General features: G+C 72.1%; 11 protein-coding genes. 4 read left to right on the top strand and 7 right to left on the bottom strand.

Features of this window, described 5'->3' with window-relative positions; all coding sequences use genetic code 11:
* Nucleotides 1-2 precede the first annotated feature (2 nt).
* Genes AW27_RS28025 through pgsA form a run of 3 tightly spaced genes read right to left on the bottom strand, consistent with a single transcriptional unit; the run spans nucleotide 3 to nucleotide 2,739 of the window.
* On the bottom strand, nucleotides 3-1,175 hold the full coding sequence (locus AW27_RS28025; protein ID WP_037926041.1) for a glycosyltransferase family 4 protein: 1,173 nt from the start codon (nucleotides 1,173-1,175) through the stop codon (nucleotides 3-5).
* Nucleotides 1,172-2,077 (bottom strand): phosphatidylinositol mannoside acyltransferase, encoded by a 906-nt coding sequence (locus AW27_RS28020; RefSeq protein WP_037926039.1) that lies wholly within the window; start codon nucleotides 2,075-2,077, stop codon nucleotides 1,172-1,174. Before AW27_RS28020 ends, AW27_RS28025 begins: the two co-directional genes overlap by 4 nt.
* On the bottom strand, nucleotides 2,077-2,739 hold the full coding sequence (gene pgsA, locus AW27_RS28015; RefSeq protein ID WP_037926037.1) for a phosphatidylinositol phosphate synthase: 663 nt from the start codon (nucleotides 2,737-2,739) through the stop codon (nucleotides 2,077-2,079). The genes AW27_RS28020 and pgsA overlap by 1 nt, the downstream gene beginning before the upstream one ends.
* 280 nt (nucleotides 2,740-3,019) lie before the next feature.
* Between pgsA and AW27_RS28010 the strand changes: the two genes are divergently transcribed.
* Both AW27_RS28010 and AW27_RS28005 read left to right on the top strand, forming a co-directional pair.
* Nucleotides 3,020-5,224, top strand: a complete 2,205-nt coding sequence (locus AW27_RS28010) for an elongation factor G-like protein EF-G2 (RefSeq protein ID WP_037926034.1) — start codon at nucleotides 3,020-3,022, stop codon at nucleotides 5,222-5,224.
* A 140-nt stretch (nucleotides 5,225-5,364) separates the two neighbouring features.
* Complete coding sequence (locus AW27_RS28005) at nucleotides 5,365-7,029, top strand: hypothetical protein (RefSeq protein WP_037926032.1); 1,665 nt, start codon at nucleotides 5,365-5,367, stop codon at nucleotides 7,027-7,029.
* A 2-nt stretch (nucleotides 7,030-7,031) separates the two neighbouring features.
* Here AW27_RS28005 and AW27_RS28000 read toward each other — a convergent pair whose 3' ends face one another.
* A complete protein-coding gene (locus AW27_RS28000; protein ID WP_037926028.1) occupies nucleotides 7,032-7,592 on the bottom strand; it encodes an HIT family protein in 561 nt (186 codons plus the stop codon).
* Between the two features lie 72 nt (nucleotides 7,593-7,664).
* Nucleotides 7,665-9,641, bottom strand: a complete 1,977-nt coding sequence (gene thrS / locus AW27_RS27995; protein ID WP_037926025.1) for a threonine--tRNA ligase — start codon at nucleotides 9,639-9,641, stop codon at nucleotides 7,665-7,667.
* A 239-nt stretch (nucleotides 9,642-9,880) separates the two neighbouring features.
* Here thrS and AW27_RS27990 point away from each other — a divergent pair, with 239 nt between their 5' ends.
* A complete protein-coding gene (locus tag AW27_RS27990) occupies nucleotides 9,881-10,393 on the top strand; it encodes a GNAT family N-acetyltransferase (RefSeq protein ID WP_052031153.1) in 513 nt (170 codons plus the stop codon).
* Here the strand turns inward: AW27_RS27990 and AW27_RS27985 are convergent.
* Both AW27_RS27985 and AW27_RS27980 read right to left on the bottom strand, forming a co-directional pair.
* On the bottom strand, nucleotides 10,335-11,573 hold the full coding sequence (locus AW27_RS27985; protein ID WP_106967656.1) for a hypothetical protein: 1,239 nt from the start codon (nucleotides 11,571-11,573) through the stop codon (nucleotides 10,335-10,337). The genes AW27_RS27990 and AW27_RS27985 overlap by 59 nt on opposite strands.
* Nucleotides 11,573-12,187 carry a DUF4365 domain-containing protein gene (locus tag AW27_RS27980; RefSeq protein ID WP_037926023.1) on the bottom strand — a complete coding sequence of 205 codons (615 nt, stop codon included), beginning with the start codon at nucleotides 12,185-12,187 and terminating at the stop codon, nucleotides 11,573-11,575. The genes AW27_RS27985 and AW27_RS27980 overlap by 1 nt, the downstream gene beginning before the upstream one ends.
* A gap of 233 nt (nucleotides 12,188-12,420) precedes the next feature.
* Between AW27_RS27980 and AW27_RS27975 the strand changes: the two genes are divergently transcribed.
* Nucleotides 12,421-13,146 carry a 3'-5' exonuclease gene (locus tag AW27_RS27975; protein WP_037926019.1) on the top strand — a complete coding sequence of 242 codons (726 nt, stop codon included), beginning with the start codon at nucleotides 12,421-12,423 and terminating at the stop codon, nucleotides 13,144-13,146.
* Nucleotides 13,147-13,159 lie beyond the last annotated feature (13 nt).

Genomic DNA, 13,159 nt, shown 5'->3' with positions numbered 1-13,159 from the left:
GGTCAGGACTCCTGAGCGTTCCGGGAGAAGCCGAGGCGGGTGCGGAGCGGGACGTGCTCGTCGGCGCCCACCGCGGCCGCGCCGTCCGTCACCGTCTCGTAGACCGCCAGGATGTCCGCCCCGACCGTCGACCAGTCGAAGCGGCGGACGTGCGCCGAGCCGCTGGCGCTGAGCCGCGCCCGGCGCTCCGGGTCCCGCAGAAGGGCGATGGCTCCCGCCGCCAGGGCGTCCGCGTTCTCGTTGGCGAAGAGGTCGCCGGCCCCGCCCTGGTCCAGGACCTGTGCAAAGGCGTCCAGGTCCGACGCCAGCACCGCGGCGCCCGCCGACAGGGCCTCGACCAGGATGATCCCGAAGCTCTCGCCGCCGGTGTTCGGGGCGACGTACACGTCGACGCTGCGCAGCAGCCTGGCCTTGTCCTCGTCCGAGACCATCCCGAGGAACTCGACGCGCGAGCGCAGGCCCGGCGGCAGCGAGGCCACCGCCTCCTCCTCGTCACCGCGGCCCGCGACCAGCAGCCGCACGTCCGGGCAGGCCTCCACGATCTTCGGGAAGGCCGCCATCAGCACCGGCAGGCCCTTGCGCGGCTCGTCGATGCGGCCGATGAAGCCGAGTGTCCGGCCGCTCCATTCCGCCTTCGGCTCGGCCTTCGCGAAGAAGTCCACGTCGACGCCGTTGGGGATCACCACGGCGTCCCCGCCCAGGTGCTCCACGAGGGTGCGACGCGCGTACTCGCTCACCGCGATCCGCGCGCTGATCTTCTCCAGCGCAGGCTGCAGGATCGGGTACGCGGCGATCATCGCCCGAGAGCGCGGGTTGGAGGTGTGGAAGGTGGCCACGATCGGTCCCTGGGCCGCCCAGCAGGACAGCAGTCCCAGCGACGGCGAGGCCGGCTCGTGGATGTGGATGACGTCGAAGGTGCCGTCGTGCAGCCAGCGCCGGACCCGGGCGGCGGAGAGGAAGCCGAAGTTCAGCCGGGCCACGGATCCGTTGTACGGCACGGGCACGGCGCGGCCCGCCGAGACCACGTAGGGCGGGAGCGGGGTTTCGTCGTCGGCCGGGGCCAGCACCGAGACCTCGTGGCCGAGGCCGATCAGGTGCTCGGCCAGGTCCCGGATGTGGAACTGGACTCCGCCCGGCACGTCCCACGAGTACGGGCACACGATGCCGATCTTCACGGCGTGCGCTCCTCCAGGTCGTCCAGCCAGAGGCGCTGGAGCATGTGCCAGTCCTCCGGGTGCTCGGCGATGCCCCACGCGAAGGCGTCCGCCACCGCTTGTGTCATCACGGTGGTCTTCTCCGCCCGGGTCCCGGTCTTCGGGACCTCCACCTCGGGGTGGATCCGGCCGTACATCTTCGGCGTGTCGCCGTAGTGCAGGGTGGCCGGGATCAGCACCGCGCCGGTCTGCTGGGCCAGCAGCGCCGGCCCGGCCGGCATGCGGGCCGTCGCACCGAAGAAGTCCACCTCGACCCCGGAGGCCGACAGGTCGCGGTCCGCGACCAGGCAGACCAGGCCGCCCGAACGCAACCGCCGCGCCAGGATGCCGAAGGCGGCGCCGCCGCTGTGCGGCAGGACCTCCATGCCCAGGCTCTCGCGGTAGGCGACGAAGCGGTCGTAGAGGGTCTCGGGTTTGAGCCGTTCGGCGACGGTGGTGAACGGCACCCCGAGGTGGCCGATGGCCCAGGCGCCGGCGAGGTCCCAGTTGGCGAGGTGCGGCAGGGCGACGACGACCCCGCGCCCGGAGGCGAGGGCCTCGCGCAGGATGTGCTCGTCCTTGAACTCCACGTCCGTGCTGAACCGCTTCGGGTCCATCGTGGGCAGCCGGAAGGATTCCATCCAGTACCGCATGTACGAACGCATGCCGGCCTGGGAGAGCTCGCGCAGCCGCTCCGGCCCGGCGTCGGGCACCACCCGGGCCAGGTTGGACTCCAGCCGCAGCACGCTCGTGCCGCGGCGCTTCCACGCGAAGTCCGCGATCCGCCGGCCCAGCGCCACGGCGGCCGGCTCGGGCAGCTTCTTGACCCCGGCCCAGCCGAGCCCGTAGAGCCCGTCGACCAGCTTGTCCTGTGCCGCGCCCATCAGGCGGTACCCCCTTCGGGGGCGGCCGCGGCGTCGGCCTCGGCGGACTCGCGGCGCACGGTGACCACGCGCTGGACCAGCGTGACGAGCGAGCCGAAGGCAACCACCCACAGGGCGATCGGCAGGAGGATCCCGATCCAGGACGGCACCCCGAAGGCCTGCAGACCCGACAGCCCGGCCGCGACCAGCGAGATGACCAGGCGTTCGGCGCGCTCGATGAGTCCGTTGACGGCCACGGGCAGCCCGATCGACTCGCCGCGCGCCTTGGTGTACGACACCACCTGGCCGCTGGCCAGGCAGAAGATCGCCACCGCGCACAGCGCGTTGTCGTCACCGTTGCCGGCGTACCAGAGGGCGAGGCCGCCGAAGATCGCCGCGTCTGCCACCCGGTCGAGGGTGGAGTCGAGGAAGGCGCCCCAGCGGCTGGAGATCCCGGCCTGGCGGGCCATGTTCCCGTCGACGAGGTCGGAGAAGACGAAGAGGGTGATGGTGATGGTGCCCCAGAAGAACTCCCCGCGGGGGAAGAAGACCAGCGCGCCCGCCACCACTCCGGCCGTGCCGATCAGGGTGACCGCGTCCGGGCTCACCCCCCGCCGGAGCAGAAATGCGGCGAATGGCGTGAGAACACGCGTGAAGAATGCACGCGCGTACTTGTTCAGCATGGCCTTCCCGGAGGGTCGCTGGGCCGCACGGCCACCACGGCCACCGGCTGGCCCATCGTAGCCAGCACGCCGCCGCCGGAGCGCCGCGCACCCACCGGTTCTCGCCCGGTAAGGCGCTCGTCACGCCGCGGACCGCCGCGGGCGCCCCCTGCGTACGTCTCCGGTACGACGTATGGACGCGGTGTGACAGCAGTGCAAAGCTCGTAGAACCGCGCATTCCTCATGCGCGGGGACAAGGAACCCACCCTCCTCACCGTCACCACCGGGAGGCACGAGCACCATGGGAGCCACATCACACCAAGCCGGAGCCGCCGGCAGGGCACTGACGGCCGACCGTCCCTCTTCCCTACGGAACGTCGTGCTGGTCGGCCACAGCGGATCCGGCAAGACCACGCTGGTCGAGGCACTCGCCCTGACCGCAGGAGCGGTCAACCGGGCCGGTCGGGTCGAGGACGGCGCCACCGTCTCCGACTACGACGAGATGGAACACCGGCGCCAGCGGTCCATCCAGCTCTCCCTCGTCCCCGTCGAATGGGACGGGATCAAGATCAACATCTTGGACACCCCCGGATACGCCGACTTCGTCGGGGAGCTCAGGGCCGGTCTGCGCGCCGCGGACGCGGCCCTTTTCGTGGTTTCGGCCTCGGACGGGATCGACGGCGCCACCCGCATGGTCTGGGACGAGTGCGAGGCCGTCGGCATGCCCCGCGCCATCGTCGTGACCCACCTGGAGGCCGCGCGCTCGGACTACACGCAGATGACCACCGTGTGCGGCGAGATCTTCGGCGCGGACGACCCGGACGCGGTCATCCCCCTCTACCTCCCCCTGCACGGCCCCGCCGGCCCGGACGGGCACGCGCCGGTCACCGGACTGCTCGGCCTGCTCTCGCAGCGCGTGTACGAGTACGCCTCCGGCGAGCGGGTGGAGCGTGCCCCGGACCCGGACGAGCGGGAGCTCATCACCGAGGCCCGCGCACGCCTGATCGAGGCGATCATCGCCGAGAGCGAGGACGAGACCCTCATGGACCGCTACCTCGGCGGCGAGGACATCGACCTCAAGACGCTCGTCGACGACCTGGAGCGGGCCGTCGCGCGCGGCACCTTCCACCCCGTCCTGATGGCCGCTCCGGCGGCCGACGGCGCCCGTCAGGGGCTCGGCACGGTGGAACTCCTCGAACTGATCACGGGCGGCTTCCCGACCCCGCTGGAGCGCCCCGCCGTCACGGTCACCCGCCCCGACGGCTCCGCCCGCCCCGACGCCGTCTGCGACCCCGACGGGCCGTTGGTCGCCGAGGTCGTCAAGACCTCCTCCGACCCCTACGTCGGCCGCGTCTCCCTCGTACGCGTCTTCTCCGGCACCCTGACCCCCGAGGAGACCGTCCACGTCAGCGGGCACGGCCAGGCCGACCGGAACCAGGAGGACCCTGCGCTCCACGAGGCCGACGAACGGATCGGAACCCTCACCGCCCCCTTCGGCAAACAGCAGCGCGCCCTCGGCAGGTGCATCGCCGGAGACCTGGCCTGCGTGGCCAGGCTCAGTCGCGCGGAGACCGGCGACACCCTCTCCGCCAAGGACGATCCGCTCCTGATGGCCCCCTGGACCATGCCCGACCCGCTGCTTCCCCTCGCCATCGAGGCCCACAGCAAGGCCGACGAGGACAAGCTCTCGCAGGGACTGGCCCGGCTCGTCGCCGAGGACCCCACCATGCGGCTGGAACAGAACCCGCACACCCACCAGGTCGTCCTGTGGAGCCTCGGCGAGGCCCACCAGGACGTGGCCCTGGAGCGGCTGCGCACCCGCTACGGCGTCCAGGTCGATCCCGTCCCGCACCGGGTGAGCCTGCGCGAGACCTTCAGCGGGAAGGCGGCCGGTCGCGGCCGGCACGTCAAACAGTCGGGCGGCCACGGCCAGTTCGCGATCTGCGAGATCGAGGTCGAGCCGCTCCCGCCCGGCAGCGGCATCGAGTTCGTCGACAAGGTCGTCGGCGGGGCGGTACCCCGCCAGTTCATCCCGTCCGTGGAGAAGGGCGTGCGCAGCCAGGCCGCCCGCGGGGTCGCGGCCGGATACCCGCTGGTCGATGTGCGGATCACCCTCCTCGACGGCAAGGCGCACTCGGTGGACTCCTCGGACGCCGCCTTCCAGACCGCCGGCGCACTCGCCCTGCGTGAGGCCGCGGCGGAGGCCCGGATCGACCTGCTCGAACCGGTCGCCGAGCTCGACGTCCTGATCCCCGACGAGTACGTCGGACCCGTCATGAGCGATCTCGCGGGCCGCCGGGGCCGTGTCGTCGGCACCGACCAGGCCGGTTCCGGCCGTACCCGGGTCCGCGCCGAGATCCCGGAGATAGAGATCGGCCGGTACGCCGTCGAACTGCGCTCCGTCTCGCACGGCACCGGCCGCTTCGCCCGCGCCTACGCCCGGCACGAACCCATGCCGCCACAGATCGCCGAGAAGGTGCGCGAACAGGCCGGGAAGGGAACGTAGTCGGGGGAGCAACGGAGTGCCGCCCACCCAACCCGCTTGCGGCGGGCGGCATTTCCCTGTCCCATGACCATGGGGCGGGATCCGCCGATAGGCTCGTCGGCGCACCAAAAGAGCATGAACGCACAGCGAGGGGGGCAGCGGTGGCGGACGACGGATTCGACTTCAGGCCCGGCGCACAGATTCCACTGCAGAACGGCGGGGGGCAGACGGCGGCGACCAACGCCCTCGCCTCGGCCGCGTACCGGGACGGGGGGCAGGACACCAGGCTCGACGCGATACTCGGGGCCAACAGCGAGAACCACCCGGCGACGGTGAAGCCCCCGAAGCTGTCCCTCTTCGAGCCCAGCCTCGGCGAGGCCTTCTGCCGGGCCGTCGAGGCCCGCACCCTGGGGTCCGGCCGCAAGCCGCTCATCCAGTCCTTCGGTGCCGACCCGCAGACGGTCGTGGAGCACTGCCTGGCGGCATCCCGCATCCGCAAGGAGCGCGACCGCAGGCTCCGGCTGATCATGCTGGTCTGCGGCGTGCTGTTCCTGCCGGGGCTGCTGCTGTGGCTGGGGCTCTTCCAGCTCCGCACCTCGCTGGCCTCGCGGCAGGGCAAGCACTCCTGGCTGGGCACCACGCTCCTGGTCGGCATCGCCGTCGTGGTGGCCGTGCTGATGTTCAGGCTGCCGCTCACCGGCTTCCTCGGCCTGTACGCCCGCGGCATGGTCATCGCCCCCGCGCTGGGCTGGCTGCTCGCCCGCCGCACCTGCGAGTCCACCGCCCGCGACCTGCGCGAGCGCTGGGACGGGCTGCTGTCCGGGGGCGGGGTCGCCGCCAAGATCCCACAGGCGGTGCCCGGCAACCCTGACGAGAAGGCCCGCGAGGACCTGCGCCACCAGCTCGCCAAGCTCACCGCGGAGGACCGCAGCAACCAGGTCTTCTACGCCGGCCCCAAGGGCATCCTCGGCATGGGCACCCGCTGGGGCAACTGGCAGATGGCCGAGGAGCTCGCCCCGACGGACGAGAGCAAGGAGATCCACCCCTTCCGCGCCTGGGACGTCATCCGCGCGATCGACGCCCAGCTGCGCAAGCTGGAGCGCGGCCCGCTGCACACCGGCGGCTTCCCGCCCGCCGCGATCCAGCACTGGATCGTCACCCCGGTCGGCGAGGGCGCCGCCGAGGTGGCCCGCCCCACCGGCGAGAACGTCGACGCCTTCCTCGTCAAGCCGCACGAGGTCACCCGCATCTGCAACGAGCAGCAGTTCAACTCGGGGAACCGGCACTACCTGGGCATCCAGTACCCGCTCTGGGACGGCCAGCTGATCATCAACATGCTGGTCACCGTCACCGTGCTGTACAAGACCCTGCGCGTGGACGTCACCGCACACGCCCTGGGTCCGGTGCACGGCCTGTTCACCACCAAGTCCAAGGCCCCGGTGGTGGAGGTGCCCAAGAGCATCCGCTTCTGGGAGACCGTGGAGAAGCCGCTGCCGCTGGTGGACACCCAGGAGGTGGTGCGGCTCGCCGTGCGGGCACCGCTGACCTGGTACCCGCCGCTCCTCGACTTCTTCGGCGGCAAGCTGGTCCTGCCCGAACCCTTCGGCCTGCGCCACGTCTGGGCGAGCTCGATGTGGCGCCACCGCTTCATGGCCGACGACGCGCTGCGCACGGTGGCCCCGGTGCTGCGGTCGATCCACGCGGCGACCTTCAAGGTCCTGGAGGAGAACGGCGTGGACACCGAGCGCTTCACCAACCGCTCCTCGATCATGAGCGGTCTGATCCAGGAGCCGGCGCCGCGCAAGGCGGACGTCTACGACGCCTAGGGTCAGCCCACGGGCCAGGCGTCGGCGAGCATCTGGCGTGTGTCCGCGAGGAGTTGCGGCAGCACCTTGGTGTGGCCGACCACCGGCATGAAGTTCGTGTCCCCGCCCCAGCGGGGCACGATGTGCTGGTGGAGGTGGGCGGCGATACCGGCGCCGGCCGCCGCGCCCTGGTTCATGCCGATGTTGAAACCGTGCGCACCCGAGGCCTTGCGGAGGGCCACCATCGCCCGCTTGGTGAGGTCGGCCAGTTCGACCGTCTCGGGGGCGTCGAGCTCGGTGTAGTCGGCGACGTGCCGGTACGGCACGACCATCAGGTGGCCGCCGTTGTAGGGGTAGAGGTTCAGCACGGCGTAGACATGCTCGCCCCGGGCCACGACCAGGCCGTCCTGGTCCGTCATCTCCGGAATCCCGCAGAAGGGACAGCCGTCCCCGGCCTCGGGGCCGGTCGGCTTGTTCTCCCCCTGGATGTAGGCCATCCGGTGGGGCGTCCACAGTCGCTGGAACGCGTCCTGCGTGCCGACCCCGATCTGCTGCTCCGGCTCAGTCGTCATGGCAAGCAGCATATGACCTCGCCCGCGCGGACGAGGAAGGCCCCCGGAAAGTGATCACTTTCCGGGGGCCTTCCTCGTCAGGGATCAGACCTGGACGCGGTCTGCGACGACCTTCGCCAGCTTGGCGAGGGCCTGGTCCTTCGGGATGCCGTTCTCCTGCGAACCGTCGCGGTAGCGGAAGGAGACGGTGCCCGCGGCCATGTCCTCGTCACCGACGATGATCATGAACGGGACCTTGAGCTTCTGGTGGTTGCGAATCTTCTTCTGCATCCGGTCGGAGGAGGCGTCCACCTCGACCCGCAGGCCCTGCTTCTTCGCCTCGGCGGCGAACTCCTGGAGGTAGCCGACGTGCCCGTCGCCGATCGGGATGCCGACGGCCTGGACCGGCGCCAGCCACGGCGGCATGGCACCCGCGTAGTGCTCCAGCAGCACCGCGAAGAACCGCTCGATCGAGCCGAACAGCGCCCGGTGGATCATGACCGGCCGCTGGCGCGAGCCGTCCGGGGCGGTGTACTCCAGGTTGAAGCGCTCCGGCAGGTTGAAGTCGAGCTGGACGGTCGACATCTGCCAGGTACGGCCGATGGCATCGCGCGCCTGCACCGAGATCTTCGGCCCGTAGAAGGCCGCGCCGCCCGGGTCGGGGGTCAGCGGGAGGCCCTGCTTCTCGGCGACCTGCTGGAGGACCGCGGTGGCCTCCTCCCAGACCTCGTCCGAGCCGACGAACTTCTCCGGGTCCTTGGTGGAGAGCTCCAGGTAGAAGTCGGTCAGACCGTAGTCGCGCAGCAGGTTCAGCACGAAGGTGAGGGTGCGGTCGAGCTCCTCGGCCATCTGCTCACGGGTGCAGTAGATGTGCGCGTCGTCCTGGGTGAAGCCGCGGGCACGCGTCAGGCCGTGCACCACGCCGGACTTCTCGTACCGGTACACGGTGCCGAACTCGAACAGGCGCAGCGGCAGTTCGCGGTAGGAGCGGCCGCGCGCGTCGAAGATCAGGTTGTGCATCGGGCAGTTCATGGGCTTGAGGTAGTAGTCGGTACCACCATCGAGCTGCATGGGGGGGTACATGCCCTCCGCGTACCAGTCCAGGTGCCCGCTCTTCTCGAAGAGCGCGCCCTTGGTGGCGTGCGGCGAGTAGACGAACTCGTAGCCCTCCTCCTCGTGCCGGCGGCGCGAGTAGTCCTCCATGACCCGGCGGATGATGCCGCCGCGCGGGTGGAAGACGGCGAGGCCGGAGCCGATCTCGTCCGGGATGGAGAAGAGGTCCAGCTCGTTGCCGAGCTTGCGGTGGTCGCGCTTCTCGGCCTCGGCGAGGAAGTCGAGGTGGGCCTTCAGCTCCTCCTTCGACGGCCACGCGGTGCCGTAGATGCGCTGGAGCATCGGGTTCTTCTCGCTGCCGCGCCAGTAGGCGGCCGCGTTGCGCATGAGCTTGAACGCCGGGATGTTGCGGGTGGTGGGCAGGTGGGGACCGCGGCACAGGTCCTTCCAGCACAGCTCGCCGGTCTTGGCGTCCAGGTTGTCGTAGATGGTCAGCTCACCGCCGCCCACCTCGACGTTCGCGCCGTCGTCGGTGGACGCGGAGCCCTTGATGCCGATGAGCTCCAGCTTGTACGGCTCGTCCGCGAGCTCCTCGCGGGCCGCCTCGTCGGTGACGACGCGGCGGGAGAAGCGCTGGCCGCGCTTCTGGATCTCCTGCATCTTCTTCTCGACGGCCTTGATGTCCTCCGGAGTGAAGGGCCGGGCCACGTCGAAGTCGTAGTAGAAGCCGTCCCGGACCGGCGGGCCGATGCCGAGCTTGGCCTCGGGGAACAGCTCCTGCACGGCCTGCGCCATGACGTGCGCGGTCGAGTGGCGCAGGATGTTCAGGCCGTCCTCGGAGGAGATCTCCACCGGCTCGACGGTCTCGCCGTCCTGCACCTGGTACGCGAGGTCCTTGAGCTCGCCCGCGACCCGGGCGGCGACGATGGTGCGCTCGCCGGCGAAGAGCTCCGCCGCCGTAGTGCCCGTGGCCACCACGCGCTCGTCCCGCTCGGAATCGCGTTGGATGATCACACGGACGTCTGACACCGGTCTCTCCTGACTCAGGGGATGCGCGAGCGAACGCCGCGCGCCTGAATCGTACCGAGCCGAGTGCCCGCGCCGCTAAACGGTTCCGTCCGGGCCCGGCCCGGACCCCCTGCTCACGCCGCCCGGTGGCAGGCGCGGCGCCCCCGGCCGGGCACCAGCCCCGCGCGGCGGAAATTCCGGGACGTCGCCGGAGGCCGCCGGTAGCGTGGGAGCCCGCCCCGACCCCCGGAGGGAATCCCGTGCCGAGCCCGCAGCCCCGCCCACTCGACCTGAGTGACGACGCCACCGCGGCCGCCGTGCACCGGATCGGCCGGGCCGCGTACGCGGTCGAGGCCGGGCTGATCGGCTTCGAGGGCATCCCGGCGCTCGGCGAGAGCCTCGCGCAGATGCGCGCGCGGCCGCTGAACTGGTTCGGCGTCGTCTCCGAGGACGGGGAGCCGGCCGGCTTCCTCGCCTGGGAGGAGGAGTCCGACGGCGGCGTCGGCATCGACCGGCTGTGCGTGGACCCGGCCTTCTTCCGCCGGGGTGTCGCCTCGCTGCTGTTGCGCCACGCCCTGGCCGAGGTCTTCCCCGGCCGCACCGTCCGGGTCGCCACGGGCGCCGCCAACACCCCGGCCGTCCGCCTCTACGAGGCGCTCGGCTTCACCCGCGGTGCCGACTTCTCCCCCGCCCCGGGGCTCGTGATGGCCTCCTTCAGTCGTCCGACGGCAGGACGTCCGCCGGGTCGAAGGGCTCGTCCAGGGACTTCATGAGGCGGTCCCGCTCGACCTCGTCCAGCGGTACGGGGCTCACGTCCGACGCGTCGGTGAGCCGGCGGAAGCCGCCCCGGCGCTGGAGCCGTCCGCTGATCCGGATCGGCAGGCCCACCAGGTGCGCGTGGCCCGCCACCCGGTAGGCCTCCTCGTCGAGCGCCGCCCGAACGTACGGGACCTCCGCCCCGGCCAGGACCCGCAGCCGGACCGTTCCCCCGCCACCCGGCGCCGAGCGCCGCATCCGGACCACCGCCCCCGCGACGCGCACCTGCACGGCCGGCTCGTCGCGCGTGTAGCGCGCCGCGGCCTCCCGCAGGACGGGCAGGTCTCCCGGGGAGAACTCCACCGGCTCCGGCCGGGCGGCGCAGCCTGCCGGCACGCCCGCCGCGGGCGCCCAGGCCAGTGCGACACGGGCCCCTTCCGAGCCCCGCACCAATGAGATCAACGCCTCGGCGAGCTCCCGGCTGACCCCGGCGGCCACGGCGGCGTCGAAGGCCTCCATGCCTCCGGTGGCCCGCCGGTAGTCCACGGCCTCGCGGGCCGCGTGCAGCGCGTGGTGCAGCCGCGTCACGGTGCCCCGGCCGCCGTCCACCGGGACGTACGCGCTCAGCCGCCGCCCGCCCGGATACGGCCCCACCAGGACGGGCTCCAGGGCCCGTTCGGCCTGGGCCCGGTGGCGGGCACCGTAGTAGCCGGCCCGCGCCCGCGCCGCGAGCGCCCCCGCCAGCAGCAGTTGCCGGGCGGCCTGGCGCAGCTGTTCCTGCACGGTCCAGGCCGCCTCGCCCTCCAGCCCGTTGGCCCCCTGCGGGACCTCCCGCTCCCAGCGGATCTCGTCGCTGGGCACGCTCAGCCCGTAGAGCACCTCGCGCGCGGACGGGACCGTGCTGCGCGTGAGCGCGGTCAGGGCCTCCTCCAGCAGGTCGGCGCAGTCGGGGAAGGCCCGGTTCTCGGGGACGAGCACGCTGGTGCCGGCGGGTCCGGGCGGTGTCCAGCGCCCGTACCGGCCGGCGGCCCCGCCCCGGCGCAGCCAGCCGTGCCGGTGCAGGAGGGCACCGAGCACGGCGGGGTCGACCTGCGCGGGATCGGGCGCGGCGGAGTGCGGGAAGTCCGGGAAGGGCGGCCCGGGGCGGCCGTGGTCCGGGGGCAGCAGCGGTTCGAGGTTCGACGGGTACCGGTGCATCAGGGTGTCCCTCCCGACCCGACCCGGGTCATGATCTCGCAGAGCGCCCGGTCGTCGAAGATCCGCGTGGTCGGGATCCGCACGGTGGTCCGGCGCCGGCCGGTCACGGGGTGTCCGGCGAGATTGGTCCAGTAGCAGCAGTGCCGCAGGTCGAGCCGGTCGTGTCCGGCGGCGAGCCACTGGTCGCGCTCCCGCGGGACGAGCATCACGACGAGGATCTTGTGGACGGCGACCGGGGTGCGGGCCAGCTTCACCAGGTGCTCGTTGTCGAGGGTGAAGGCGAACGTGGGCCCGGGCGGCCTGGGCGGTACCTGGTAGGTCGCCTTCAACTGCACCTTGACGGTGACCTCGTCGTCGACGACGTGCTCGGGGGCGCCGTGGCTCACGTGCCAGTCGACACCGTTGTCGGGAAAGGGCTGGGACAGCGAGCAGCCCGCCGCGGCGGCGACGGCGTGCAGGTATCCCACCTGGAGGGTCTCCATGCAGGCGGTGGTGGCGAGTGTGCCGCGCAGCGGTACCGCCCGCGTCCCGCCCGGTGCGTCCGCACCCGGACCGGTCCGCGGATCGATCTGCCCCGCCAGCACCCCGCCCGGTTCGGGCTGCGCGAGCGCCATGGCCGGCTCCCCATGCCTTCCGGGCTGTGCCGCCGGTGGATGGATGGGTGGATGGTGGGTGACGACCGGTCATGTGCACGGCCCCCCAGGGTTGTTGTCTCCGCACCCGGGTCGCCGCAAACGGCGTACGGAACAAACAGCCCGGGTATCACCGATTCGGGCAGGGGCGGCACGTTCCGAGGCGGCGGCGCCCGGCTGCACCCCAACTGCCGACCGGGGACGAGGAGTTCGCCATGACACGCTGGTACGAGGGCCCGCTGGCCGCATTCGACACGGAGACCACCGGGGTGGACGTGGAGCAGGACCGGATCGTGTCCGCCGCGCTCATCGTGCAGGAGTGCGCGGGCGGCCGGGTCCGCACGACGCGCTGGCTGGTCAATCCCGGCGTTCCGGTGCCCCCGGGCGCGACGGAAGTGCACGGCCTCACCGACGAGCACCTGCAGCTCCACGGGCGCTGGCCGGCGCCGGTGGTGGAGGAGATAGCCCGTTCGCTCGGGGAGCAGCAGGTCGCGGGCCGGCCGGTGGTAGTGATGAACGCGCCGTTCGACCTGACGCTGCTGGACCGGGAGTTGCGCCGGCACCGGGCGTCCTCGCTGTCGCGCTACCTGGACAACCGGCCGCTGACGGTGCTGGACCCGCGGGTGCTGGACAAGCACCTGGACCGGTACCGCAAGGGCCGCCGGACCCTGACGGACCTGTGCGCGCACTACGGGATCGAGCTGGAGGGCGCGCACGACGCGGCGGCGGACGCGATGGCGTCGCTGGAGCTCGTGCGGGCGGTGGGCCGCCGGTTCGCCTCGCGGCTGGAGCGGCTGACGCCGGCAGAGCTGCACACGCTCCAGGCCGTGTGGCACGCGGCGCAGGCGCGCGGGCTCCAGGCGTGGTTCGCGCGGCAGGGGACCCCGGAGGCGGTGGACCCGCACTGGCCGCTGCGGCCGGACCTGTCAGCAGCCGCCTAGCCGGACGGGAGTC

This window comes from Streptomyces sp. PCS3-D2, assembly GCF_000612545.2.
In the GTDB taxonomy this organism is placed as follows: domain Bacteria; phylum Actinomycetota; class Actinomycetes; order Streptomycetales; family Streptomycetaceae; genus Streptomyces.
The sequence above is the reverse complement of the archived record's forward strand: the minus strand, read 5'-3'. Positions and strand labels throughout refer to the sequence as shown.

Excerpts from the sequence above, each read along its gene's own strand:
- AW27_RS28020 (WP_037926039.1), bottom strand. The coding sequence starts at position 2,077 with ATGGGCGCGGCACAGGACAAGCTGGTCGACGGGCTCTACGGGCTCGGC.
- pgsA (WP_037926037.1), bottom strand. The coding sequence starts at position 2,739 with ATGCTGAACAAGTACGCGCGTGCATTCTTCACGCGTGTTCTCACGCCA.
- AW27_RS28010 (WP_037926034.1), top strand. The coding sequence starts at position 3,020 with ATGGGAGCCACATCACACCAAGCCGGAGCCGCCGGCAGGGCACTGACG.
- AW27_RS28000 (WP_037926028.1), bottom strand. The coding sequence starts at position 7,592 with ATGCTGCTTGCCATGACGACTGAGCCGGAGCAGCAGATCGGGGTCGGC.
- AW27_RS27985 (WP_106967656.1), bottom strand. The coding sequence starts at position 11,573 with ATGCACCGGTACCCGTCGAACCTCGAACCGCTGCTGCCCCCGGACCAC.
- AW27_RS27980 (WP_037926023.1), bottom strand. The coding sequence starts at position 12,187 with ATGGCGCTCGCGCAGCCCGAACCGGGCGGGGTGCTGGCGGGGCAGATC.
- AW27_RS27975 (WP_037926019.1), top strand. The coding sequence starts at position 12,421 with ATGACACGCTGGTACGAGGGCCCGCTGGCCGCATTCGACACGGAGACC.